The sequence below is a fragment of the Caulobacter sp. BP25 genome, from assembly GCF_002737755.1.
Lineage (GTDB): Bacteria > Pseudomonadota > Alphaproteobacteria > Caulobacterales > Caulobacteraceae > Caulobacter.
In genome coordinates, this window is record NZ_PEGH01000001.1 from 107,518 (window position 1) to 130,262 (window position 22,745).

General features: G+C 64.5%; 24 protein-coding genes and 1 tRNA gene. 11 read left to right on the forward strand and 14 right to left on the reverse strand.

The window, feature by feature from the left end:
- Window positions 1-48: 48 nt before the first annotated feature.
- The 5 genes from galE to CSW59_RS00530 all read right to left on the reverse strand — a co-directional run bounded on the left by galE (window position 49) and on the right by CSW59_RS00530 (window position 6,135).
- Window positions 49-1,026, reverse strand: a complete 978-nt coding sequence (gene galE / locus CSW59_RS00510) for a UDP-glucose 4-epimerase GalE (RefSeq protein ID WP_099442201.1) — start codon at window positions 1,024-1,026, stop codon at window positions 49-51.
- Window positions 1,027-1,071: 45 nt separating this feature from the next.
- The gene (locus CSW59_RS00515; RefSeq protein WP_099442202.1) at window positions 1,072-1,725 is read right to left on the reverse strand and encodes an exopolysaccharide biosynthesis polyprenyl glycosylphosphotransferase; all 654 of its coding nucleotides are present in this window, start codon (window positions 1,723-1,725) and stop codon (window positions 1,072-1,074) included.
- A 630-nt stretch (window positions 1,726-2,355) separates the two neighbouring features.
- Window positions 2,356-4,101: an ABC transporter ATP-binding protein gene (locus CSW59_RS00520; RefSeq protein WP_161495002.1), complete on the reverse strand. Its 1,746-nt coding sequence runs from the start codon at window positions 4,099-4,101 to the stop codon at window positions 2,356-2,358.
- Window positions 4,102-4,154: 53 nt separating this feature from the next.
- Window positions 4,155-5,102: a glycosyltransferase family A protein gene (locus CSW59_RS00525; RefSeq protein ID WP_161495003.1), complete on the reverse strand. Its 948-nt coding sequence runs from the start codon at window positions 5,100-5,102 to the stop codon at window positions 4,155-4,157.
- 40 nt (window positions 5,103-5,142) lie between these two features.
- Window positions 5,143-6,135 (reverse strand): NAD-dependent epimerase/dehydratase family protein, encoded by a 993-nt coding sequence (locus tag CSW59_RS00530; protein WP_099442205.1) that lies wholly within the window; start codon window positions 6,133-6,135, stop codon window positions 5,143-5,145.
- A 225-nt stretch (window positions 6,136-6,360) separates the two neighbouring features.
- On the opposite strand from CSW59_RS00530, the gene CSW59_RS00535 reads away from it, so the two are divergent.
- Window positions 6,361-7,341, forward strand: coding sequence for a glycosyltransferase family 2 protein (locus CSW59_RS00535; RefSeq protein WP_161495004.1), 981 nt, complete (start codon window positions 6,361-6,363; stop codon window positions 7,339-7,341).
- 342 nt (window positions 7,342-7,683) lie between these two features.
- On the opposite strand, the gene CSW59_RS00545 is transcribed toward CSW59_RS00535, so the two are convergent.
- Window positions 7,684-8,664, reverse strand: a complete 981-nt coding sequence (locus tag CSW59_RS00545) for a helix-turn-helix domain-containing protein (protein WP_099442208.1) — start codon at window positions 8,662-8,664, stop codon at window positions 7,684-7,686.
- A 179-nt stretch (window positions 8,665-8,843) separates the two neighbouring features.
- On the opposite strand from CSW59_RS00545, the gene CSW59_RS00550 reads away from it, so the two are divergent.
- Window positions 8,844-8,927: transfer RNA gene (locus CSW59_RS00550), tRNA-Leu, on the forward strand.
- Window positions 8,928-9,236: 309 nt separating this feature from the next.
- Window positions 9,237-9,635, forward strand: coding sequence for a helix-turn-helix domain-containing protein (locus tag CSW59_RS00555; RefSeq protein WP_099442209.1), 399 nt, complete (start codon window positions 9,237-9,239; stop codon window positions 9,633-9,635).
- A 13-nt stretch (window positions 9,636-9,648) separates the two neighbouring features.
- On the opposite strand, the gene CSW59_RS00560 is transcribed toward CSW59_RS00555, so the two are convergent.
- Window positions 9,649-10,419 (reverse strand): competence/damage-inducible protein A, encoded by a 771-nt coding sequence (locus CSW59_RS00560; RefSeq protein WP_099442210.1) that lies wholly within the window; start codon window positions 10,417-10,419, stop codon window positions 9,649-9,651.
- Between the two features lie 52 nt (window positions 10,420-10,471).
- On the opposite strand from CSW59_RS00560, the gene sfsA reads away from it, so the two are divergent.
- The 8 genes from sfsA to CSW59_RS00600 all read left to right on the forward strand — a co-directional run bounded on the left by sfsA (window position 10,472) and on the right by CSW59_RS00600 (window position 17,209).
- Complete coding sequence (sfsA, locus tag CSW59_RS00565; protein ID WP_099442211.1) at window positions 10,472-11,173, forward strand: DNA/RNA nuclease SfsA; 702 nt, start codon at window positions 10,472-10,474, stop codon at window positions 11,171-11,173.
- A 284-nt stretch (window positions 11,174-11,457) separates the two neighbouring features.
- Window positions 11,458-11,700: a hypothetical protein gene (locus tag CSW59_RS00570; protein ID WP_099442212.1), complete on the forward strand. Its 243-nt coding sequence runs from the start codon at window positions 11,458-11,460 to the stop codon at window positions 11,698-11,700.
- 61 nt (window positions 11,701-11,761) lie between these two features.
- Window positions 11,762-12,529, forward strand: coding sequence for a hypothetical protein (locus CSW59_RS00575; RefSeq protein ID WP_099442213.1), 768 nt, complete (start codon window positions 11,762-11,764; stop codon window positions 12,527-12,529).
- A gap of 111 nt (window positions 12,530-12,640) precedes the next feature.
- Window positions 12,641-13,027: a hypothetical protein gene (locus tag CSW59_RS00580; RefSeq protein ID WP_099442214.1), complete on the forward strand. Its 387-nt coding sequence runs from the start codon at window positions 12,641-12,643 to the stop codon at window positions 13,025-13,027.
- Between the two features lie 330 nt (window positions 13,028-13,357).
- On the forward strand, window positions 13,358-14,188 hold the full coding sequence (map, locus tag CSW59_RS00585) for a type I methionyl aminopeptidase (RefSeq protein WP_099442215.1): 831 nt from the start codon (window positions 13,358-13,360) through the stop codon (window positions 14,186-14,188).
- A gap of 193 nt (window positions 14,189-14,381) precedes the next feature.
- Window positions 14,382-15,158 (forward strand): DNA repair protein RadC, encoded by a 777-nt coding sequence (radC, locus tag CSW59_RS00590; RefSeq protein ID WP_099442216.1) that lies wholly within the window; start codon window positions 14,382-14,384, stop codon window positions 15,156-15,158.
- Between the two features lie 67 nt (window positions 15,159-15,225).
- On the forward strand, window positions 15,226-15,876 hold the full coding sequence (locus CSW59_RS00595) for a hypothetical protein (RefSeq protein ID WP_099442217.1): 651 nt from the start codon (window positions 15,226-15,228) through the stop codon (window positions 15,874-15,876).
- Between the two features lie 73 nt (window positions 15,877-15,949).
- Window positions 15,950-17,209, forward strand: coding sequence for a dipeptidase (locus CSW59_RS00600; protein WP_099442218.1), 1,260 nt, complete (start codon window positions 15,950-15,952; stop codon window positions 17,207-17,209).
- 97 nt (window positions 17,210-17,306) lie between these two features.
- Here CSW59_RS00600 and msrQ read toward each other — a convergent pair whose 3' ends face one another.
- From msrQ to CSW59_RS00635, 7 genes are all read right to left on the reverse strand, one after another.
- Window positions 17,307-17,936, reverse strand: coding sequence for a protein-methionine-sulfoxide reductase heme-binding subunit MsrQ (gene msrQ, locus CSW59_RS00605; RefSeq protein ID WP_201722687.1), 630 nt, complete (start codon window positions 17,934-17,936; stop codon window positions 17,307-17,309).
- Between the two features lie 159 nt (window positions 17,937-18,095).
- Window positions 18,096-19,016, reverse strand: a complete 921-nt coding sequence (gene msrP / locus CSW59_RS00610) for a protein-methionine-sulfoxide reductase catalytic subunit MsrP (protein WP_099442219.1) — start codon at window positions 19,014-19,016, stop codon at window positions 18,096-18,098.
- Window positions 19,017-19,087: 71 nt separating this feature from the next.
- Window positions 19,088-19,768, reverse strand: a complete 681-nt coding sequence (locus tag CSW59_RS00615; RefSeq protein ID WP_099442220.1) for a periplasmic heavy metal sensor — start codon at window positions 19,766-19,768, stop codon at window positions 19,088-19,090.
- Window positions 19,765-20,214, reverse strand: a complete 450-nt coding sequence (locus CSW59_RS00620; RefSeq protein WP_099442221.1) for a hypothetical protein — start codon at window positions 20,212-20,214, stop codon at window positions 19,765-19,767. Before CSW59_RS00620 ends, CSW59_RS00615 begins: the two co-directional genes overlap by 4 nt.
- A gap of 13 nt (window positions 20,215-20,227) precedes the next feature.
- Window positions 20,228-20,788, reverse strand: a complete 561-nt coding sequence (locus tag CSW59_RS00625) for an RNA polymerase sigma factor (RefSeq protein WP_099442222.1) — start codon at window positions 20,786-20,788, stop codon at window positions 20,228-20,230.
- Window positions 20,789-20,814: 26 nt separating this feature from the next.
- On the reverse strand, window positions 20,815-21,222 hold the full coding sequence (locus tag CSW59_RS00630; protein ID WP_099442223.1) for an EF-hand domain-containing protein: 408 nt from the start codon (window positions 21,220-21,222) through the stop codon (window positions 20,815-20,817).
- Window positions 21,223-21,352: 130 nt separating this feature from the next.
- Window positions 21,353-22,528: an IS481 family transposase gene (locus tag CSW59_RS00635; RefSeq protein ID WP_099442224.1), complete on the reverse strand. Its 1,176-nt coding sequence runs from the start codon at window positions 22,526-22,528 to the stop codon at window positions 21,353-21,355.
- Between the last annotated feature and the right edge of the window lie 217 nt (window positions 22,529-22,745).

Consider the following 22,745-nt stretch of genomic DNA (forward strand, 5'->3'; position numbering starts at 1 on the left):
AAGCGTCAGCGCTCGTCTTGTTGAGGCAATTGAGTGTCTGTATCGCCATTATTTGACGACCTGTTCTCGGTGCCAGCGCCAGGCGCTGGAGAGGATGGTGTCGAGATCGCGAGACGGCGACCAGGCCAGCTTCTCGCGCGCCTTGGCGTTGTCGCCGACAAGGATCGGCGCGTCGCCCGGCCGGCGCGGCGCCATCTGCAACGGCAACGGCTTGCCCGTGACGCGTCCAACGCCATCGACCAGCTCGCGCACCGTCGTGCCGGTCCCCGTGCCGAGGTTGAACGCCTCGGACGATCCGCCGGCCAGTAGGCGCTTCAAGGCGGCCACATGGGCGTCAGCCAGGTCTAGGACGTGTACGTAGTCGCGCACCGCGGTGCCGTCGCGCGTGTCGTAGTCGTCGCCGAAGATCGTGAAGTGAGACCGTTGGCCCAGAGCCACCTGGATCGCCAGCGGAATGGCGTGGGTCTCTGGCTCATGCCATTCGCCGATGCGGCCCTCAGGATCTGCGCCGGCGGCGTTGAAGTAGCGCATCACGGCGCTGCGGAAGCCGACATAGCGGTCGTAGTCGGCCAGGGCCTGCTCGACCATCAGCTTGCTGCGGCCATAGGGATTCAGCGGCGCTTGAGGATGGCTCTCGGCCATCGGCAAGCTCACGGGATCGCCGAAGGTGGCGCAGGTCGAGGAGAAGACTATGGCGTTGACGCCGGCGCGGCGAGCGGCCTCGATCAGGGTAATTGCGCCGCCGACATTGTTGTCGAAGAAGGCGCCGGGATTCCTCACCGACTCGCCGACCTCGATGCGGGCGGCGAAGTGCAGGACGGCCACGGGCGCGTGGGCGGCGAACACCGCGTCCAGACGCGCGGCGTCCCGGATGTCGCCGAGCTCTAGCGGTCCCCACTGGACGTGCTCGCGATGGCCGTTGGAGAGGTCATCGAACACGACGGGTCTAAACCCCGCCTCGGCCAAGGCCATACAGCAGTGCGAGCCGACATAGCCCGCGCCGCCGGTTACCAATACGCTTTGCATGCTATTCCCCCGACCGTGATGGCGCCCGCCATCACGGCTTAGCGCCTAGTAGGCGTTTTCAGCCATCAGGAGGTGCGGCACCGTCATCAGAAGGATCTTGATGTCGCCGCTCAGCGTCCAGCGTTCGATATACTCGTTATCGGCGTCGATGCGCGCGGCCATGGCTTCCACCTCGGTGGTGCCGCCGCGAAGACCCTTGATCTGCGCCAGGCCCGTCAGGCCGGGACGCGCGCGGAAGCGCAGGTGATAGTTGGCGATCTGGGCGCCGTAGTGCTCGTCGTGCGCCAGGGCGTGAGGACGCGGCCCGACGATCGACATGTCGCCGCGCAGGACGTTCAGCAGCTGCGGCAGCTCGTCGATGCTGGTCTTGCGGATGATCCGGCCGACCGTGGTGATCCGGTCGTCGTCGCGCTTGGCCTGGACGACCTTGGAGCCGTTCTCCTGGCACCGCATCGAGCGGAACTTGAAGATCGTGAAGGCCTGGCCATTCAGGCCGCCCCGCGATTGGCGGAAGAGCACCGGACCCGGCGACTCCAGCTTGATCAGGACGGCGACGAGCGCGAGCAGCGGCGCGAAAAAGAGCAACGCGCCCCCCGCCACCAGGATGTCCATCGCTCGCTTAAGCGGATCCTTCGCGACCGGCGACGCCTGCACGGCGCGCGATAGCTGTTCCGCTGTCGGATTAGATACGATCAGCACGTGGTCCCCACCAGTCTCTGCGTCCGGGTCTTTGCCCGATGATTTAGAAAGCCTTTACTAAATCGACGCTCATCGAACAACCGCTCGCGTGGGTTGTTAACCAACCTTTTTTCGCGATCAGATGTTTTTTTGCGCGATCTGGCGACACCCGAAGCCCTATTGGCAGGCGCCCACACGCATGGCGGGCAGGCTCGTTAAGTCTAAAAATCATCCTTTTCGCCCGCGAATTGTGATAAAATGCACGTTTCAGACGAAAAGAACTTCGCGGCTCTGTTCCACTTGCGACAACGATAACTTGTCTGAGCGGTATCATTATCGAACCATCCAAGATCTATTGATCGGACGTCCATCGGCGTTCGCGCCGCGCTGTCAAGGCCTCCGCACTGTAGCGACGACTCAATACAGTCCGGCTCCACCCCATTGAAACTGACCAACGCGACCCGCTAACGCTGTCCTCAAACTCAAAACCGAGCCACCTCCAGCGGCAGGCAATCGTCTCCAGCCCGGATGCAGCAATCCCGCCAGGCCCTCGCGACCGATGGGCGCGACCAAGCCAAACTCATCCAAGCCAAACACGGATGGTGCGCGTCCGGCAAAGCGACGTTCGGGTGGCGTTGCTCGAGACTTAGATTAAGCGCTTCGCCCCAACATGCGACTGAATGGGCCTGGCCTGGCGAGCAGTGCTCTGGGCGCGCCATCCTCCACGACACGCCCGTGATCGAGGCAGACAACGCGGTCGGCGTCCAGCAGGCTGTCCAGACGGTGGGTAATCAGCAATACGGCGCCGCGTTCGCGGAAACGGGCGATCACCGCCTCTCGAATCCTGTCCTCGAGCGCGCCGTCCACCGCATTCAGGGCTTCATCAAGCACCAGGATATCAGGCTCCGCCAGCAGAGCCCTGGCGAGTCCCAAGCGCTGACGTTGCCCCCCCGATAGGCTGGAGCCACCTTCTCCGATCCACTGGTCGAAGCCGTCCGGCAGGGCTTCAATAAACTCTAGCGCGCCCGCATCCGCCGCGGCGCGCCGCACGTCCTCGAAACTGGCGTCGGGCCTTGCAAGGCGGATGTTCTCGACGACCGTGTCGTCCATCAGCTCGACATCCTGGCCTGCCACGGCGATACGACACAGCCAGTCCTCGCGCTTGATCTCGGTGAGAGGCGTCCCGTCCGCCCGGATAACGCCAGCCTGCAGATCGTAAAGACGCATCAGCAGGTTGACGATCGTGGTCTTGCCGGCGCCGCTAGGCCCGGCCAAAGCTGTCACCTCGCCGCGCCGGATCGAAAACCCGACCTCGCGCAGAGCGTCTTCTTCGGCGCCGGGATAGCGAAACGTCACGCCCTCGAAAGATACGTCCTCTTGAAAGCCGGCATAAGACAAGCGCCCCGGCTCCGGATATCGCCTGCCGATACCTCCTACAGCGTCACTGAGCCTTGTGAGTACGGAGCGGATCTCAAGCAAGCGCATCAGACTTTGCTCGAGCTCCCGGAGATGCGGCTGGAGTCGGTACAGAAGCGCCACCGATCCGATGATGACGGAGGTCGTTATGCCCAGGCGTCCACCGGCAAGAGCTATCGCGCCGAGCAAGACCAGATAGCTGATCTCGCCCAACGGATAGAGCATCGCGCGTAGCTGTTCGGCGGCCACCGCGGATCGGCGCGCCTCGCCGGACGCCTCCTTGAAGGACGCCTCATATCGCTTTTCCAAAGCGAAGACTCGCAAGGTCTTCATGCCATGAATGGCCGAAACCATCTGGCCAGAGAGGTTGCGGTAGGACTGAGAAATCGTCTCGTCCAGACGACGGGTCCTGAACGATATGAGGCGCACGGCCAACAACACCAGCAGAGCCGTGGGCAGCGCGATCACGGCGATCTGCCATGAGAGAACGCACAGGAACGCGCAGAACACCAAAGCCGCGCCGAGACTGATGCCAATCTGAGCGGCGCAGAAATAGGCTTCAGCGGCCACGAAGCTTTCGGTGGCCAACGTGTTGATAAGGTCTCCCCTGCGGGATCTTGCGATGTCCTGATACGACACCGTCAGATACTGCCGGTATATTTCCTCACGCGTCTTCTGGCTGATCCTGTTTCTGATGCGGCTCGTGACGAGGTTGTAGGCGAGCGTGAACAGTATCCGGGCCAGCATGAAGACCAGGATCAGGCCGATAATGGCGGCGGCCCCTCCGCCCAATCCGTGGGTGAGGGCCATGGCCTCGCGAAGAAGAGGGTTCGCCGAGCCAGAAGCCCCGGCGCCATCGCCGATCGCGACGTAGAGAAAGACGACGACGAAGCTGATCCCGAGGCTCTCGGCGAGTGACGCGGCGACGCCCAACAGAAGAACCAGAGGCAGAAGGCCGACCTCGCGCGCGTTCAGCCGCAAAAGCGGCCGTATCGCCTCTAGCCATGCGAGGGAGGGCGCTTTGCCGAAATCGCTTATGTCGACCTCCCTAGAGGCCACGCGGTCTTGGACCGAAGGCCCCGCAATGGCCGCAGGATGCGACCAAGGGCTCTCTTCGCCAAGAACCAGAGCAAGAGAGACGGAGCCGATCGCAGGAGGCCCTGAGCAATCTTGCTGGCCGCATCGAAGCGTCGCGCCGACACGGCCCGAGCGAAAAGCCAGATCTTCAGACTCGCGTCCGCAGCCTTGATATCGCGCTTTTGCGAACCTGACTCGCGCAGCATTTCTTCGCGCACAAGGTCCCATGAGCGGAGCATTTGCAGAACGTCCCCCGACATGTTGTCGGGGGTTTGCCGATAACCCAGGAGAACTTCCGGCACACAGGCGAAAGGGTGGCTCCGCGCAATGCGATAGTAGAGCAAGTAGTCCTCACAGCCCTGAGCCCGCTGGGCTCTTAGACTGGAGTCATAGCCGCCCGCCTCTAGTATCGCCGCCTTGCGAATAAGCGGCGCGCTGCCGTTGCCAATGAAGTTGCCCCGACAGATATGGCGCAGGACATCGCCGCTATAGGTCGGCGTGGAGTTGCCCCTAATGGGTTTGTCATGAGCGTCTATCAGGGCAAACCAGCAGTAAGCCAACGCCGCTTCCGGCAAGGCCTCAAGGGCCGCCAGCTGCTTCTCGATCTTTTCCGGCGCCCATAGATCGTCCGCGTCGACAGGCGCGATGAGATCGCCCTTGGCCTCCGCAACGCCCAGATTACGAGCCGCCGCTACGCCGCTGTTTGGCTGCGTCAGGAGGCGAACCCGGCCGTCGCGCGCCGCCCACCGATGAGCGATCTGGGCGGTCTCATCTTGAGACCCGTCGTCGACAACGAGAATTTCCAGCGCGGCGTATGTCTGATCACAGACCGACTTGAGCGTACGGTCCAGAGTTGACGCAGCGTTGTAAGCGGGGATGACCACGCTGACCAGTTTGGGCGCCAAGGATGTCATGCTGGGAGTGATCCGTCAGGCCAGTTGGAGCTCAAACGATCCCGCCGACCCTATGCAGGCCCGAACGCGGATCACACGTCGCGGCGAGCTCGCGCCGGAACCATTCCACCGTCCGGTCTATTCCCTCTTCATATGAAACTTGGCAACGCCAACCGGCCAGATGCGCGCGCGCCAGGGCGAGGTCTGGCAGCCGATTGTCAGGATCCTGGGGAACAGGGGGGAGGAAATTCACCCCTGCTTGTCCGCCGTAATTGGCCGCGATGTAGCGCGCGACATCCGCCACCGAGATTTGCCGGTCGTTTCCGATATTCAACGGGCCTGGGAACTCGACGCCATCGCGCCAAAAGAAGCGCTCCAGAGCATCCACGATGTCATCCACATAACCCCAGCATCGCGTCTGCTGGCCGTCGCCATAGACGGTCAAGGGTTCGCCTCGGAGCGCCTGGGCGATGAAGTTGGAGACCGCTCGACCATCGTCAGGTCGCGTGCGGGGACCAAAGGTGTTGAAGACGCGGGCGATCTTCACCCGAACGCCGTGAACCCGGCTCGCCTCCAGAAGCAAGGCCTCTGTGCAGCGCTTTGACTCGTCGTAGGAGGCGCGGGGACCCGTGCAATCGACGGATCCTCGGTAGGACTCCGGTTGGGGCGAGACCTCGGCGTCTCCGTAAACCTCGGACGTCGACGTGTAGCAGATCAATCCACCAGGCTTTAAGGCCCGGAGCATGTGGATGGCGCCGCAGACATTCGCCGATATCGTGCGAACGGGCTCCGCCATGTACGAGAGCGGCGTGGCCGGAGAGGCCAGATGATAGATCTCGTCATATCGACCAAGGTCGGCGCGCTCGATGTCCTGGATCGTCAGCGAGACCCTCGGGTCGTCGATATGGGACAGGTTCTCCCTGCGCCCCGTCCATAGATTGTCGACAATCTCGATCCGCTCGACATCAGACCGCCGCAGAAGACGATCAACGAGGTGCGACCCGATGAAACCGGCCCCTCCGGCCACTAAGACGCTGATGCTCATGGGACCACCTATTCATGAGCTTCACCTGAATTTCAACCTTAACAACTCCAAATCAAATCCAGAATGGCGAATAGACTGAAACCTCCATTTTAGATTTCCTGCCGATTTCCTGGGGATTGTTGACGCATTCGCCGACTTCGGACTATGCGGTTGCTAAGGGAGCGGATGGGATCGCGCGCTGCGCCCCATCTTGATGCGACAGGTCGGCGCACGGCGGAGAAACGGATGCCCCCGGCAGGTGCGGAGCCGAAACTGACGGGCAAGGGCGCCGAGACGGAAGGCCAGGAGGCCCGGCCGCTTGTGAGCGTCGTTATACCCGCTTACAACGCCTCTCGTACAATAATCAAAACTATTGCCAGCGCTCAGAACCAAATTTTCGATAACATCGAAATAATAGTTATAAACGACGGCTCAACCGATAATACTTTAGATTTATTGAAAGACCTGGCTCGATCGGAGCCCCGCCTGCACATCATAAGCCAAGACAATTCCGGCGTGGCGGCCGCCAGGAATGCGGGAATTCATAAGGCGCGAGGAAAGTACATCGCGCCGCTGGACGCGGACGATATCTGGCTACCCGAGCACATTGAGCAGCAGGTTCAATTGCTGGAGCTTCACCCTAGGAAGCCCGGCCTGAGCTTTGGCCTGTCGGATCGAACCGACGAGAATGGCCGCGTCATACAACGCGCGCGTGGCGTTGCGTTTGTTGGCCCCGCCACCCGTCAGCTTGCAAGCGGCAACCCCATTGGCAATGGGAGTGCGGCGGTGTTTAGGCGCGACCTCGCGATGGAGATCGGGGGATACGACACAACGCTGCGCGCACGGGGCGGTGAAGGCGTGGAGGATTGGAAATTCTGCTTCGAGATGTCGATCATCTGCGAATTTTCATGCACGGGATCGACCTCCGTACACTACGCAGACCTACCGAAAAGCATGTCAAAGAACTACTTGATCATGTTCAAATCATCCTCACTTGCAATCAAAGAGTCAATGAATAAGCGAGAATGTTACAAACGTAGACTCGAAATTCGGCTAGATAAACTTGCTATTATTTATAGCATTAAATGTATAAAGAATCGCAACTTAACAGACGCCATACAAATTGTTCGAAACGCATCAGAAAATCGAGCAGCGACCTTCTTCTTGTTCGTACCGATCAGCATTTTTGAGCTTTCTGCAGCGAAGTTGATCTCGTTCGCCAGATGAAACAGCGACACGGGCACCTAAACCGACAGCACTCGGAGCTGCCCCCTTTCCGGACGGCTCATCTCGTGCCGAGGCCATCGTCAAGCGCCACCTTGGCTAGCGCGTATTCCAGGAGCCGCGTGGTCGACGTAGTGCCTGACCTCCCCTTCGCTTCCTCGACGAGCCGAAGCGCCAGCCTCGCGCCGATCCGTCTGGATTGACCGCTCAGCAAGCCAGCCTTTCTCGCCGCCGCGAGGACGGCCTCCCGACGCGCGGCTGCCGGTTCAGAAATCGGATTGTGGGGCATCGGCCGCTTTTCTCGTTCCCTGCTCGGATTGTCGGTCAGAACATCCCTCCCCTCCCCTAAACATCCAGCGCCCCCGCCATGGCGGTAGGCTCGACGATCGAGATCGACAGGTCGCGCAGAAGCTGGCCGAGTTCGTCGCGGAGCTTGCGCGCGGCGAAGCCCGTTCGGGGACGCAGGGCGCGCATCGCACCGGACCAGGCGCAGGGCGCCAGATAGCTTCTGGCCCAGGCCACGCCCTTCCTCTCGGCCACGGCGCGCCAGATGTCCGCCGGCCCTTCGAAGTGCGTCGCTTCCGCCGACGAACGCGTGGCGAGCGAGCCGGACGCGGGCCTGCCATCGGCCCAGCATCCGCCGCGCAACCAGTTGATGGGCGATTTGATGTACCGGGCGCCCCGGCCGAGCACCAAGACCGCATAGCGCTTGGCGCCCTCGATCAGAACGTCGATGGAGGCCTCGCCGCGTTGGACCAGCCGCCGGAAGGCGATCCGCGCGCCACGCTCCTCGATCTTGCTGGGATAGGCCGACCAAAACTCGGCAAAGCCTGTCTCGACGTCAGCCGTCTCGCGCGCGTCTGGTTCAATGAAAGGTTCAATGATCGGTTCTTCTATATAGGGCGGCGCCAATTTGGCGGGTGGCGCCGTCGAAATTGGCGGGCGGTCGCCGCCAGAACGGCGGCTGGAGCCGCCCTGGTCGTCCGTCGTTCTGGCGGTCTTTTCACCGTCGTCGCCTGGAAACTCGCCATCGACGTCGCCAGTTTTCTCCCGGCGAAGCACATAGACATACGCGCTGTCGCTCCGACGCCGCCCCGGCCGGACCTCGCGGCTGATCCAGCCTTCGGCGATAAGCCAGCTCAAATGGCGCTCGATGGTGCGCTCGCCTTGCGAGGTCCATTCCGCGAGGCGCTTGATCGACGGAAAGCAGGTCCCGGCGTCGGGCCCCCGGTCGCTGGCGTGCTCGGCGAGCGCGAGCAGGACGAACTTGGCGCCGGAACGGCGGATCTGGGCGCTGAACGCCCACTTCATCGCGTGAAGCCCCATCGCTACGCCCTCCGCACGGAGAGCGCGCGGACGACGCGCCGGACCAAAACGGGAACGTACTGTGGTCGATTTTGTGACACGACCGTCCCACGCACCCACCGATGTTCGCGTATCGTTCCGGTTTTCGCGAAAGGCCCGGCCTTGTGATTAGCCCCGAAAACCCTTACGGCACGGGGGACGGGGACGTGGCGGAACGGTAGACGCGCCGGACTTAAAATCCGTTGGAGTAATCCGTGTGGGTTCGAGTCCCACCGTCCCTACCAGGCCTTCGCGACCTGGCCCTCGACCGGAAAACGATTTCCCGCCTTGGAAGGCTGCTACTCCTGGCAGAGTCCGCCGACAGACTTCGCGCATCGGCTGAATCGACCGCGAAAACTGCAATATTGATTTCTCGATTGCTCGACTCCCGCCAGAATTGCAGAGGTTTCTAGGTGAGGCTGCGGCGCGCGACGATTGGTCTGTTTGGCTGATCCTGTCTCGTATGCCTAAGTCGCTCCTGGCGCGACGAACGGCTTGCCCGATCGTCGGGCACGACTATCGTCCGTCCTCTGTTGCGTTCGAGTGCTTGACCCATGGCTGAAGACAAGACCCCTGATCCCGTCGACGTCCATGTCGGGCGCCGGCTGCGTATGCGGCGCAAGGATTTGGGTTATTCCCAGCAAGCGCTGGCCGACGCTCTGGGACTGACGTTCCAGCAGGTGCAGAAGTATGAGGGCGGCGCCAACCGCATCAGCGCCAGCAAGCTGCATGCGACGGCCATGTTCCTGAAGACGCCGATCGGCTTCTTCTTCGAGGGCCTGGACGATCCGGAAGGCGCCGACAACACCGCCGCCGATCTCGCCAACGAGATGGCCGACTTCTGGTCCACCCCCGGCGGCCCGGAACTGGCCCGCGCCTATGTGGCGATCCCCTCGGTCGGCATGCGCCGCCACCTGGCCGACCTGGCCAAGGCGATCGCCGACGACGAATAGGGCCCGGGCGTCCCTAAGCCGGGTTCGCCAACAGCTCGATGTTCTTGGCCCCGGCTTCGGTCAGGGCCGCGATCAGTTCGGCCACGGCGGCATCCAGCTCGGCGGCGTCGCGACCGCGCAGCACCAGGTTGGCGCCATAGACGTCCGGCGGGCTGAAGAACGGATAGCTGCCCAGCGACATGTCCGGATGGGCTTTCGCCACCGCTTCCAGCGGCGCGGCGATCACGCCCTCGCCCGTACCGGTGACGCGCACCGTCTTGGACAGCACCACCGCCCCGGTCTTCAAGCGCGGCCCCACGTCCTCCAGCATGCCACGCATGATCGCCGGCACACCGGCCAGGACGAAGACGTTCTCCTTCTGGAAGCCGGGCGGGCCCTGGACAGGATTCTTCACCAGGCTGCCGCCTTCGGGCACGTGGGCCATGCGACGACGCGCGGCGTTCGGCTCGCCCCAGCGCTCGCGCAGCATGGCCATGATCTCGGGATGCTCGGGGGCGGTGACGCCAAAGGCCTTGGCGATCGAGTCGGCGGTGATGTCGTCATGGGTCGGACCGATGCCGCCCGTGGTGATGACGTAGTCGTACTTGGTGCGCAGGGCGTTGACCGCGTCGATGATCTCCTGCTCGACGTCGGGCACTACTCGCGCTTCGCACAGATCGACGCCATAGGTCGCAAGGTACTTGGCGATGGCCGACAGGTTGGTGTCCTGAGTGCGGCCCGACAGGATCTCGTCGCCGATGATCATCACCGCGGCCGTCACGCGTTCGGATTGGGTGGCCGTCATCGTCGCTATCCCCTACATCGCCATCATCTTCTAGGATCGACTTAGGCCTCGCATGCTGCTCCCGCAACCGCTCGTTCGCGGCCGATTGGTGTCGCGCTACAAGCGCTTCTTCGCCGACCTCGTCCTCGACGACGGGCAAGAGGTCACGGCCCACTGCCCCAACCCCGGCGCCATGCTGGGCGTGAAGGAACCCGGCCAAGTCGCCTGGGCCTCGTGGTCGCCCGATCCCAAGCGCAAGCTGGCCTACACCCTGCAGATGGTCGAGCAGGGAAACACCCTGGTGGGGATCAACACCCTGCTGCCCAACAAGCTGGTCGCCGAGGCCCTGGCGGCCGGCGCGATCCCCGAACTGGCCGGCTACGACAACTTCCGCCCCGAGGTGAAGTACGGCGAGGCCAGCCGCGTCGACTTCCTGCTGACCGCCGAGGGGCGCCCGCCCTGCTGGCTGGAGGTCAAGAACTGCCACCTCTCGCGCAAGCCGGGCCTGGCCGAGTTCCCCGACTGCAAGGCCGAACGGTCAACGCGGCACCTGACGGAGCTCGCCGCCCGCGTGGCGCTGGGCGAACGGGCGGTGGCGCTGTTCGTGGTCCAACGCGAGGACTGCGAGGCGTTCAACGCCTGCGCGGACCTGGACCCGGCGTTTGCGCGGGGGCTGGACGCGGCGGCGCGGGCTGGCGTTGAGGTGCTGGTCTATGCGTGCGAGATGCGGGTGGATTCGATAAAGACCACCCGCAAGATCGAGTGGCGTCCGTAGGCATCGTCACCAACGCGGCGACGCGATCATTCTTCCTCAATTCACTGAAGGGCTTCGACGGCTTTCGAGAGTTATCCACAGACAAACTAGCCACCAACGCCATCGCCATTATTTTTTGTTTTTCAATAAGTTAATTGCAAAATGGCGCAATAAGGACGCGAAGTACGCGCTAACGAGCGCTTTTCTGATCTAAGCCATCACTAGGGTGCCCCCTTGACCGAACGCCCGCGTTTCGGCCTTCATAACGAAGTGACCTCTCAAATATTTTGCTGAGAGGACCGCCGTTGAATTCCCCCCGAAAAGCCAAAGCCCTTCCGCCCGACGACCTGTCGAAGGATCGCCTGACGTTTTCCGCATGGCCTCCCAAGGTCGATGGCGTGGGCAAGGGCGTGGACAAGGCTTTCATCATCGCGCTCGCCGTGGTCGGCCTATTGGTGCTGATGGTAATCGTCGGTGCCGTCAGGCCAGTTTCAATAACCTCTTCGCCGGTGGAGCCGGTGGCCAAACTGCTTTGGGGAAGGCGATGATTGAAACGCGATGTCGGGGATGCACTACTGTTCTTGTTCGGCAACCCGCTAGGCTGTCTCCATGAACGTGTTCGACTTTTTCACTCAGGACGAACTTGACGACGCTCCGGAAGATGGCGCGCAAGCGTTTGCTTATCTGGTGCGGATTGCGCAGACTCGACTCGCGGACCGTTGCCGCGCCCTCGATGACGAAGACCGCATACAATACTCGATGATCGAAGAAGCGCGTTACGGCTTCATGAATACCGTTGTCGGACTGGGAAAGTCGCTCGGCGTTGAACCATTCAGCAGTATGGAGGTGCCCCGATACGATGATTTCAACGAAAGCACACATCGTCAGTTAAGGGCAGATATCGACCACTACTTGACGCAGCTTGTCGTCGGGAATGCACGGCAGGCTCGACGCGACTCGATCAAGGTGGCGCCGGCCGTAAAAGAGACGATCCGTACGCACCTCCATCACATCAAGGTTCACCTTGATAAGGCGACCATGCCGGAAGCCAAGCGCGCGACCCTTCACGCAAAGCTGGCTGAGTTCGAGACCGCTCTAGAGAAGGATCGCTTGAATGTCTTGGCGGTCGGACGCGTCGTGCTCGAAATCTTGTCGGTCTCGTGCAACGTGTTGGCTCTAGCCGATAGCGCCACACTGCAAAGGTTGTTGACGACAGTCATGGTCGATGTCGCCGAAGCCAAGGCCGCCGATGACGAACAGCGCCGTCTTCCCCCGGTCGAACCCATCCAAGCGATCCTGCCTCCCCGTCGCGAGGAGCCGAAGCGCGGCAAACGGTTGGACTTCAGCGCGGACCTAGACGACGAAATACCCTTCTAAACGGAGATCGTTTAGGTCTTCACCTAACACCGATTTAAGCTGCATTCCCCGCGCCTTGCGTTACCCCTTCACACACCCGCGCGAGAGGGGCGCGGGTGTGGGGGAGAGCGTATGAAGCGGACCGTCCTGGCTCTGGCCGTCCTGGCCGTGGCGTTGTCGGGGTGTGGCCCCGCCGACCCCAGCAAGCCCGAGAGCAAGATGATCACCGGCCTGCGGGTGGTCTTCGCGTTCAAGGCCTGCACGTCCGAGCTTCGGGAGCGCTTCGGGCTCAAGGCGATCGAGGGCGTCAACTCCGACGACATGGACCCGCGGCCGACGGGCCGTCCCGGCGAATGGGACGTCAAGTTCACCGCCGATGTGACCGAAAAGGGCTCGGGCCGGGTCACGCGCTACAAGGGCGTCTGCCATGTGCGCCGCGACAAGCCCACGACGCTGGACGCGACCTTCGTCAAGGAGGTCCATGCGGGTGACGGCGTGGTGCGGCGCAGCGCGCCGTAGCGGACGCTCGAACGCGAAAAGTTCGGGGCGCTGGCTTAAACCCCCGCCTTCCTGGGCCTCGTGCCCAGGACCCATGCTCAAGGCAAGTTGTGACTTTCGCTTTCCGCACAGCCGACAGGCCCGGAGCGCGCCCATCCATCAGCGCGAGCGGCGCCATGGGTCCTGGGCACAAGGCCCAGGAAGGCGAGATATTTTCGGTCTTTGTCCCTCCAATACCGGACCTGTGACACTCCGGGCGGGCCAAAAGCTTGAAATCCGTGCTAGGATCGCGAGATACGCCTTTCCCAGACAAGATCGCCGCCCGCGCGCGGCGGTGACGCCGAGTAGAGCATGACCTTGGACAACACCCTCGAGATCGAAGCCGAAACCCGCACCGGCCAGATCAAGATCCACAAGCCGGAAGACTTCGAGGGCATGCGCCTGGCCGGCAAGCTGGCCGCTGAATGCCTGGACATGCTGATCCCGCACGTCCAGCCGGGCGTGTCGTCCGACGAGCTGGATCGGCTGGCTCGCGAGTTCATCCTGGACCACAAGGCCCTGCCCGCCTGCCTCTACTATCGCGGCTATCCCAAGACGGTCTGCATCTCGCGCAACCACGTGGTCTGCCACGGCATTCCGGGCGACTGGAACCTGAAGGAAGGCGACATCGTCAATATCGACGTGACCGTGATCGTCGATGGCTGGCACGGCGACACCTCGCGCATGTACGGCGTCGGCGAAGTGGGCCCGCGCGCCCGCCGCCTGGTCGAGATCACCTATGAGGGCATGAAGCGCGGGCTTGAGGCCGTGAAGCCCGGCGCCACGCTGGGCGACATCGGCTACGCCATCCAGTCCTATGTCGAGGCCCAGCGCTGCAGCGTCGTGCGCGACTTCTGCGGCCATGGCCTGGGCAAGGTGTTCCATGACGCCCCGAACATCCTGCACTTTGGCCGCCCCGGCCAGGGCGCCGTGCTGAAGCCCGGCATGTTCTTCACCGTCGAGCCGATGGTGAACTTAGGCAAGCCGGCCGTGAAGGTGCTGAACGACGGCTGGACCGCCGTGACCCGCGACAAGTCGCTGTCGGCCCAGTGCGAGCACTCGATCGGCGTGACCGAGGACGGGTATGAGGTGTTCACCGCCTCACCGGCCGGACTGTTCCAGCCGACGATTTTGGGCGGGTGACACGCCGATAATTCCTCCCCCGCGACGCGGGGGAGGTGGCCCAGAGGGCCGGAGGGGGCTAACGGGGCGATCGCGCAGCTCGCCCCCTCAGTCGGCTCCGCCGACAGCTCCCCCGCAACGCGAGGGAGCATCTAAAACAGCTGGACAACCCTAGAGCGATAACGCCTACTACTCGCCCAGAGTCGAGGGCGGCATGGTCAGCGTTTCATCCCTGACGATCTCAGACGGCGCGCCGGACGAGCTGGCGGCGCCCGCCGCAGCCAAACCCGCCCCCGCCAAGCCAGCCCGCAAGTCCGCCCATGCCCACCACCTGGGCCACCGCGATCGCCTGCGCCAGCGGGCCAAGGTTGGCGGTTTCGTCGCCCTGCCGGACTACGAGCTCCTGGAGCTATATCTCTTCCGCACCTATCCGCGCGGCGACGTCAAACCCCTGGCCAAGGCGTTGCTGACGCGGTTCGGCTCGCTGGGCGCCGTGCTGGGCGCGACGATCGAGGAGCTAGCCACCGTGCCGGGCGTCGGCGAGACGGCCGCGATGGACATCAAGCTACTGCACGAGGCGTGCCTGAGAGCCGGCCGCGACAAGATCGTCAAGCGGCCGGTGATCTCGTCCTGGAGCGCCCTGCTCGGCTATGTCCGCGTCGCGCTCGCCAACGAGTCGCGGGAACAGTTCCGCGTGCTCTTTTTGGATAAGAAAAACCAGCTGATCGCCGACGAGGTGATGAACCGGGGGACCGTCGATCACGCGCCCGTTTATCCGCGCGAGGTGATGCGCCGGGCGCTGGAACTTTCGAGCAGCAACATCATCATCGTCCACAACCACCCCTCGGGCGATCCGACGCCCTCACGCCCCGACATCGACATGACCAAGCAGATCGTCGAGGCCGGAAAAGCCCTGAAGATCGCCGTCCATGATCACTTGGTGGTCGGCCGCGAGGGCGTGGCCAGCTTCAAGGCGCTGGGGCTTCTATAGCCCTTCGAAACCGCTAAGCTTGCGCCCAGCGCCGTAGCGCGCGGGAGTCGAGCACCCGGGGGAATACGTGAGGGGTCTGTTCAACATCATCTGGTGCGTCGTTTTTTGGGCTGCGGCGCTTCTGTTCACCCTCGGGTGGGCGATCCTCCCTCTGGGCTTGTGGGCGTTCATGGTCTTCCTGGGGGCCGACCGCCGCGCCGAGCGATGCCGGGAAAAACTTAAGGGCCTGCTGATCAAGAACGAGGCGGTGATCGCCGACGCGATGCAGACACGCGCCCAGGCCCTCTTCGGTCGTCGCCAATATGTCGCGACCACGAACACCCGGATTCTCCGCCTGCGTCGCGGCGTGCTCGGCGGCTTCCGCATGCTGGACTATCAATGGAAGGACCTCGTCGACGTGACGACGCAGGAAAACACCTTGCCCCTGATAAACGGCTCCAGATTGACCTTCGCCTTGATCAACAAGTCCTCGTTCTTCGTTGATGGCTTGGCGCCCGAGCCCGCGCTGGTGCTGTACAAGCAGTGCCAGGCGCAAGAGCAGATTTGGGAGGAAAAGCGCCGGATCCGCGCCGTTGATGAGTACCGGGGCAACTACGTCCAGCAAGAGGTCGATCAGATCGGCAGCAAGCTAAAAAAGATCAAAACCCTGCTCGAAACCGGCGCAATCAACGACGTGGAGTTCGAGGAATTGAAGGCGAAGATCATCGCGCGAGGTTGAGATCGCGCCTCGCCGCTTGACGCGGTCGAACCAAGCCTTGAGCGTTGGCGCTCCTGTTTGCCCGGAGTCGTCCATGCGTCGCTTGCTTACCGCCCTCCTCGCCTCGACCGCCCTGCTGGGCGGGGCCGCCGACGCCCAAGCCCAGACCACGGCCAAGGCCAAGGCCCCGGCCGCCCCGCCGGCCGTGTCCAAGGCCGACAAGGCGCTGCACGACAAGTTCCTGACGCTGGACACCCACCTCGACACCCCGACCCACTTCGGCCGCCCCGGCTGGAACATCACCGACCGCCACGAGGTCGAGCACGACTTCAGCCAGGTCGACCTGCCGCGCATGAACGAGGGGGGCCTCGATGGCGGCTTCTTCGTGATCTACACGGGCCAGGGCGACCTGACCGCCGCTGGCTATGAGTACGCCCGCAACTACGCCCTGCGCCGCGCGATCGAGATCCGCGAGATGCTGGCCGGTAACAAGACCGGCTTTGAGCTGGCCCTGACCTCGGACGACGCCCGCCGGATCAACAAGGCCGGCAAGAAGTTCGCCTTCGTCAGCATGGAGAACAGCTGGCCGCTGGGCGAGGACCTGACCCTCTTGACCACCTTCCACAAGGAAGGCCTGCGGATGGCCGGGCCGGTCCACTTCCGCAACAACCAGCTGGCCGACAGCTCGACCGACCCCAAGGGCAAGATCTGGAACGGCTATTCGCCGCTAGGCCTGCGCTGGCTGGTCGAGGCCAATCGCTTAGGCATCGTGATCGACGTCAGCCACGCCAGCGACGACGTGGCCGATCAGTCCGTGGCCCTGTCCAAGGTTCCAATCATCGCCTCGCACTCAGGTCCCAAGGCGATCTACAACCACCCGCGCAATCTGGACGACGCGCGCATCAAGAAGATCGCCGACGCCGGCGGCGCGATCTGCATCAACTCGATCTACCTGACCGACACCACGCCCAGCCCTGAGCGCAAGGCCGCGCTCGAAGCGCTCGGCCGGATGCCGGACATGAAGACGGCCACGCCCGAGATGGTGAAGGCCTATGGCGACAAACGCGCAGCCATCGACAAGGCCTATCCGGCCCCGCGCGGCGACTTCGACCTCTACATGAAGAGCATGCTGCACGTGCTGAAAGTGGCCGGGCCCAAGGGCGTCTGCGTCGGCGCCGACTGGGACGGCGGCGGCGGCATGGACGGCTTCGAGGACATCACCGACCTGCCAAAGATCACCGCCCGCCTGAAGGCCGAGGGCTATTCGGACGCCGACATCGAAGCGGTCTGGAGCGGCAACGTCCTGCGCATCGTCGACGCCGCGCAGGCCTATGCGAAGAGCATGGCGAAGTAGGAGATACTCGCCCCCTCCGGGCCTTCGGCCCTCCTCCCCCAAAGGGGGAAGAAGGAACCTTCCGCCCCCTCCGGGGGCGGACGACCTGCGCAGCAGGTCAGGTGGGGGCCCGCTGCGTTCGCCGCCCCTCCCAAACCCGCCAGGCCATCAGCGCCCCAAACACCGCGCCGTAGATGATCGGCGGCCGGTGGTCGGCCTTGACCAGCAGGTAGTAGTGAACCACCCCCAGCGGGACGATCAGATAGACCAGCCGGTGCAGCCGGCTCCAGGCCGCGCGGCCCATGCGGATGACCCAGCCGTTGGTCGAGGTCACCGCCAGCGGGATCAGCAGCAGGAAGCCCAACATGCCCAGCGTGATGAAGGGCCGCTTGAGGATGTCCTTCCACAGCTGGTTCCAGTCGAAGAACAGGTCGACGCCGACATAGCTGACGAGGTGCAGCAGGATGTAGGCGAAGGCGAACAAGCCCACGGTGCGCCGGAAGCGAACCAGCCGGGGCTGCTTGAAGATCCGCGCGGCGGGGGTGATGGCCAGGCCGACCAGCAGCAACCGCAGGCCCCAGACACCCAATTCTCGGACCAGCTTCTCGATCGGATTGGCGCCGAGCTCGCCCATGACGCCGCGCCAGGCCAGCCAGACCAGCGGCGCGAAACACGCCAGCCAGACCAGGGCGTAGACGAGATTGTCGCGCGCCTTCGAGGGGCGCTTCTTGCGGGGAGGATTAGTCACAACGCCCCTCCTGCCCGATTTCCCCGGCGAATGCCGGGGCCCAGATCGAAACCACGGGCGAACGGGGCGATGTCAAAACGGCAGGACGAACCCACCCCAGACGCTCAAGCTGAATCTGGGTTCCGGCATTCGCCGGGAAGGTCGGAATTTGAAGAACCATCAATAGAACCGCTTCAGATCCATCCCCCGATACAGATCCGCCACCCACTCGCCATAGCCGTTGAACGGAAGGGTCTCGCGGCGGCGGAACTCGCCGATGCGGCGCTCGGTGGCCTGGGACCAGCGGGGGTGATCCACGGCCGGATTGACGTTGGAATAGAAGCCGTATTCGCGCGGCGCCAGCTTGTTCCAGGACGTAGCGGGCAGCTTCTCGACCAGGCTGATCCGCACGATCGACTTGATGCCCTTGAAGCCGTACTTCCACGGCACGACCAGGCGCAGCGGCGCGCCGTTCTGGTTGGGCAGGACGTCCCCGTAGAGACCCACCGCCATCAGGGTCAGCGGATGCATGGCCTCGTCGATCCGCAGGCCTTCGCGATAGGGCCAGTCCAGCGTGTTCCAAGCCTGGCCCGGCATTTCCGAGGGCCGCATCACCGTCTCGAACGCCACGAACTTAGCCTTGGAGGTCGGCTTCACCGAGGCCAAGAGGTCCTTCAGCGGAAAGCCCACCCACGGGATCACCATCGACCAGCCCTCGACGCAGCGCATGCGGTAGATGCGCTCCTCAAGCTTGTTGGCGCCGATCAGGTCCTCGATGCCGACGGTGCGCGGGGCCTCGCAGGCGCCGTCGATGCGGACCGTCCACGGGCGCGGCTTGAAGCGCCCAGACTTCTCGGCCGGGTCACCCTTGTCGACGCCGAACTCATAGAAGTTGTTGTAGGTGGTGATGTCCTCTTTCGAGGTGGGCTTCTCGGGGGTCGAGAAACCCTTGGTGAAGGAGAGGCCGGCTTGAGCCTGCCCGGCCGCCGCGCCGGCCAAGCCCACCCCCGCGAGCCCCGCCATCAGCGTTCGGCGCTTCAGATAGAGGCCGTGGTCGGTGACGTCGTTGTCGGTCAGGTCGGGGGCGTGGCGGATCAGCATGGGGCGCTCCGTAAGCGGCTGTCCCTACAGATACGGGCCAAGCCGCCGTTTGGTTACCCGCCGCGTGAAATTCAGTTGGCGTCCCGCATCGCCCGTCGCACCGCCAGGGGCGTGTAGACCTTCGTCAGGCCGTCGGCGAGGGCCGCGCGCTCCTGCGGCGACAGGGTGGCGGTGAAGGCGGTCAGGGCGGCCTCGACATTGGCGCGGGCCTGCTGGTCGAGATCGCGGGCCGTCGCCAGCCGGCGGCTGACCTCGGCGGGGTCGTAGCCGGGCGAGGTCAGGGCGGCCAGGGCCGCCTGCCGCTCGGCGCGGGCCTGCTGCGAGATCGGACGGTTACGCCTGTTGGCCTCGTTCAGCGCCCTGCGGAACGCCTGGCGACTCTCGGGAGACAGCAGGTCGCCGGCGGAGATCAGCGGCGGGCGGGCTGCGCCTGCGCTCTGCGCGGCTTCGGGCACGGGCGCGGGCGACGGCGGCGTGCTGGCGGCGGGGGCGAGGGCGGGCCTGACCGGCGGCGGCGTGACGGGCGCAGGCGGCGTCTCGAAGGCTGGCGAAGGCGCGGGCGACGGCGCGGGCTCAACACCCTCGGGCGCCGCACGCGGCGTCACGATCGGAGCGGACGCCGGAGCCGGCGGCGAAGCCGTGGGTGGCGCGGTCAGGCGGACGAAAGCCATGCCGGCCAGGCCGCCGACCAGGAAGACATTGACCGCCGCCGACACGGCCAGGGCGATCACCAGAGGACGGGGAGCGCTCATAGCTCGGCCGCCGGTTCAGCCAGGGCGTCCTGCAGCGACGCGGAGGTGTCCACGGCTGTCACGACCGGATCAGGCGCGGGCGCGGCGGCCATGGAGGGCGCGACCGCCAGGGGCGAACGCTCCATCATGACACCGGTGGCCACACCCGCCACAGCGGCGGCGGACAGGCCCAGCGCGGCGCTGAGGCCGGCGATCCAACGCCGCGCGGGCGCAACGGCCTGGGGCGCGGCCGAGATCAGGCGCCCCATCAGCGCGGCGCTCGGACTCTGGGCGGGGGCGAGATCCAGCAGGCGATCCAGTTGAGCGGCGGCCGCCAGCACCGGGGCCAGGCGCTCGGCTTGCGCCGCCAGCAGGGCGCGCGCGACCTCACGCTCGCCTTCCGGCCAGCGGGCGATATCGCCGCCATAGATCTCGGCCAGGTCCTCGAACCGCTCGAGAGACATCATGACCACGTCTCCTTCATCCGCCCGCTCCCCGCAGATCCGCCAACGACGCCTTCAGCGCCCGACGTCCACGCCCGAGCAGGCTTTCCAGAGCCTCGACGCTGATCTCCATCAGCGCCGCAGCCTCGATATTCCCTAGTCCCTGATGGTGGCAAAGCACGATCGCCTCGCGCTGGCGCGCGGGCAGCGCCGCCAGCGCCGCCTCGACCCGTCGCGAGAGTTCCGCCCCCATCAAGCCCGCGTCCGGGGCCGGTCCGGTGTCGACCTGCTCCGGCGGCGCGTCGGTCGCGATCTCGCGCCGCCGCCGCAGGCGATCGTAGCACAGGTTCAAGGCCACGCGGTGCATCCAGGTGTCGAACCGCGCGCCACCGGGCTTCCAGGATCGCGCCTGCTTCCAGGCTCGCAAGAAGGTCTCCTGGGCCACATCCTCGGCCTCGCCGGGGTCGTTCAGCATGCGTCGGGCCAGGGCGAGAATGCGCGGCAGACGCCGGTCCAGCAGCTGTCGCACGGCGGCGGGCTCGCCTCGGCTCACCCCCGCCAGCAGGACCTCGTCGGGATCGTTCCCGTCGGACGCCAAGCTTCAACCCGCCGCGCACGTCGCCATCAGACCCCGACCTTGGCCCTGCCGGCCTTGGCCTGCAACTCCTCGATCGTCAGGATCCCGTCGTTGTTGGCGTCCATGCGCTTGAACCGCATGGCCAGCACGTCGCCGGCCTCGGCCCGCGACAGCGAACCGTCCTTGTTCTTGTCGAAGCGGGCGAACATGCGCTTCCCGCGCTTGCCGGCCTTGGTCGCCTTGGCGTCGGCCTTGGCGTTGCTCTCGCGGAAGGCGGCGAACTCCTCGGGCGAGATCTTGCCGTCCTTGTTCGTATCCAGGCGGTCGAACATCTTGTCGGTGTTCCTGGCCTGGAACTGTTCGAGGGTCATGCCCGAGGGGGCGCTGGTCTGGGCCAGCGCGGGGGCCGCCACGGCCAGCACGGCGCCGGCGGCGATCAGGGTGCGTAGGGTCATCTGTCTTAAAGGTCTCCGAAGCTGGAAGGCCCGTCCCGGAGACTGGAACGCGTGGGGGTGGGGATTCCGTCGCGTGTGGGCTGCGCATTTCCCCACCATCCAATTCTTCCGTCATTCCCGCCCTTGTTGTTCAGACCGGGTAGATAGCGGACACCTGTTCGGAGACATGGCGGACACTTTTGGGAAGGGTCAAGTCGATGGTTGCGATCTGGTGTGAGGCGAAGAAGACGCCGTAGAGGCCGTCGCGTTCCAGGGGGCGCAGAGCGAGGGTTTCGCCTTGGAAGGCCTTAGGGACCCGCCAGAAGCGGCCCTTGAACTGGACGTAGGCCTTGGTGGTGGAGACGGTGCGGAGGATATCGGCGCTGTCGTACTGGGGCTGGGGGGCTTGGCGGGGCATGGATCTTGGGCTGGTCCGATAGCGACTGGCGGGACAAGCCTGGTCGAGCGCTTCGTGGGGACGCTCGTGATTGTAGAGTTCGCGCCAGCGATCCAGGGCGCGCTGGACCTGAGCGAAACTGTCGAAGGGCTGCAGGTCGAAGACCTCGGCGGCCAGGGAGCGGTGGAAGCGCTCGATCTTGCCCCGGCTCTGAGGATGGTAGGGGCGGCTGTAGAGCACCTGGACGCCCAGCTTGAGCAGCCAGACAGCCAGTCGCGTCCAACGCTCGCCACTGGCCTCGCCCCAGGGCGGTCCATTGTCGACGAAGAAGGCCTGAGGCAGGCCGTGATGGCGGAAAGCCCGCTCCAGGTGAGCCTTGACGGTGGCGCCGCGCTGGTCGGCGCAAGCCTGCAGGCCAAGCGAAAAGCGCGAATGGTCGTCCAGGATCGTCAGCGGATGGCAGCGCTCGCCGTTGGTCAGCTTGATCCAGCCCTTGAAGTCCATCTGCCAAAGCTCGTTGGGATGGCTCTTCTCGAACCGGTTCCAGGCCTTGCCCGGTGAGGGCGGGAAAGCCTCGATCAACCCATGCCGGCGCAGGATCGCGTGCACCGTCGACACCGCGGGCGCGGCCGTTCCGCGCGCCTCCAGCCAGGCCTTCAGCTTGCGCGCCCCCCAGGCCGGATGCGCCTCCCGCGCCGTCAGCACCGCAGCCTCGATCTCCGATGAGCTGCGTCCTGGGCTCTCACGCGGTCGACGCGAGCGGTCCGCCAGCCCCTCATCCCCCGCCGCCGCCCGCGCCAGCCACTTGTAGCCCACGTCCGGACTTATCCCGAACCGACGGCATAGCTCCCGCCGGTTGGCTCCCTCCAGCAGCGCAAGCCTGACAAACGCCCGCCGCTCTTCCATCGCCGACACCTCGCGCCAAGGCATGGACCGCACTCCTCAAGAGCCTCATCCAGCCGATGATGTGTCAGCTATCTCCCCGAACAACCGTCAGGCATGTCCCCGGTCTGAACAACAAGGGCGGGAACCCCTGGTTCAGCTGCCATGTGAGGCGCAAGCGGACTGCTAGCAGTCCGCCCCGCCTGCCCTAGAGGCGGATAGAGAGGTTCCCGCCACAAGGGCGGGAATGACGGACGGTGTAGAG

Excerpts from the sequence above, each read along its gene's own strand:
- CSW59_RS00635 (WP_099442224.1), bottom strand. The coding sequence starts at position 22,528 with ATGCCTTGGCGCGAGGTGTCGGCGATGGAAGAGCGGCGGGCGTTTGTC.
- sfsA (WP_099442211.1), top strand. The coding sequence starts at position 10,472 with ATGCTGCTCCCGCAACCGCTCGTTCGCGGCCGATTGGTGTCGCGCTAC.
- CSW59_RS00600 (WP_099442218.1), top strand. The coding sequence starts at position 15,950 with ATGCGTCGCTTGCTTACCGCCCTCCTCGCCTCGACCGCCCTGCTGGGC.
- CSW59_RS00545 (WP_099442208.1), bottom strand. The coding sequence starts at position 8,664 with ATGGGGCTTCACGCGATGAAGTGGGCGTTCAGCGCCCAGATCCGCCGT.
- CSW59_RS00555 (WP_099442209.1), top strand. The coding sequence starts at position 9,237 with ATGGCTGAAGACAAGACCCCTGATCCCGTCGACGTCCATGTCGGGCGC.
- CSW59_RS00580 (WP_099442214.1), top strand. The coding sequence starts at position 12,641 with ATGAAGCGGACCGTCCTGGCTCTGGCCGTCCTGGCCGTGGCGTTGTCG.
- msrP (WP_099442219.1), bottom strand. The coding sequence starts at position 19,016 with ATGCTGATCCGCCACGCCCCCGACCTGACCGACAACGACGTCACCGAC.
- galE (WP_099442201.1), bottom strand. The coding sequence starts at position 1,026 with ATGCAAAGCGTATTGGTAACCGGCGGCGCGGGCTATGTCGGCTCGCAC.
- CSW59_RS00615 (WP_099442220.1), bottom strand. The coding sequence starts at position 19,768 with ATGAGCGCTCCCCGTCCTCTGGTGATCGCCCTGGCCGTGTCGGCGGCG.
- CSW59_RS00630 (WP_099442223.1), bottom strand. The coding sequence starts at position 21,222 with ATGACCCTACGCACCCTGATCGCCGCCGGCGCCGTGCTGGCCGTGGCG.
- CSW59_RS00530 (WP_099442205.1), bottom strand. The coding sequence starts at position 6,135 with ATGAGCATCAGCGTCTTAGTGGCCGGAGGGGCCGGTTTCATCGGGTCG.
- CSW59_RS00560 (WP_099442210.1), bottom strand. The coding sequence starts at position 10,419 with ATGACGGCCACCCAATCCGAACGCGTGACGGCCGCGGTGATGATCATC.
- CSW59_RS00620 (WP_099442221.1), bottom strand. The coding sequence starts at position 20,214 with ATGATGTCTCTCGAGCGGTTCGAGGACCTGGCCGAGATCTATGGCGGC.
- CSW59_RS00575 (WP_099442213.1), top strand. The coding sequence starts at position 11,762 with ATGAACGTGTTCGACTTTTTCACTCAGGACGAACTTGACGACGCTCCG.
- CSW59_RS00535 (WP_161495004.1), top strand. The coding sequence starts at position 6,361 with ATGCCCCCGGCAGGTGCGGAGCCGAAACTGACGGGCAAGGGCGCCGAG.
- radC (WP_099442216.1), top strand. The coding sequence starts at position 14,382 with ATGGTCAGCGTTTCATCCCTGACGATCTCAGACGGCGCGCCGGACGAG.
- map (WP_099442215.1), top strand. The coding sequence starts at position 13,358 with ATGACCTTGGACAACACCCTCGAGATCGAAGCCGAAACCCGCACCGGC.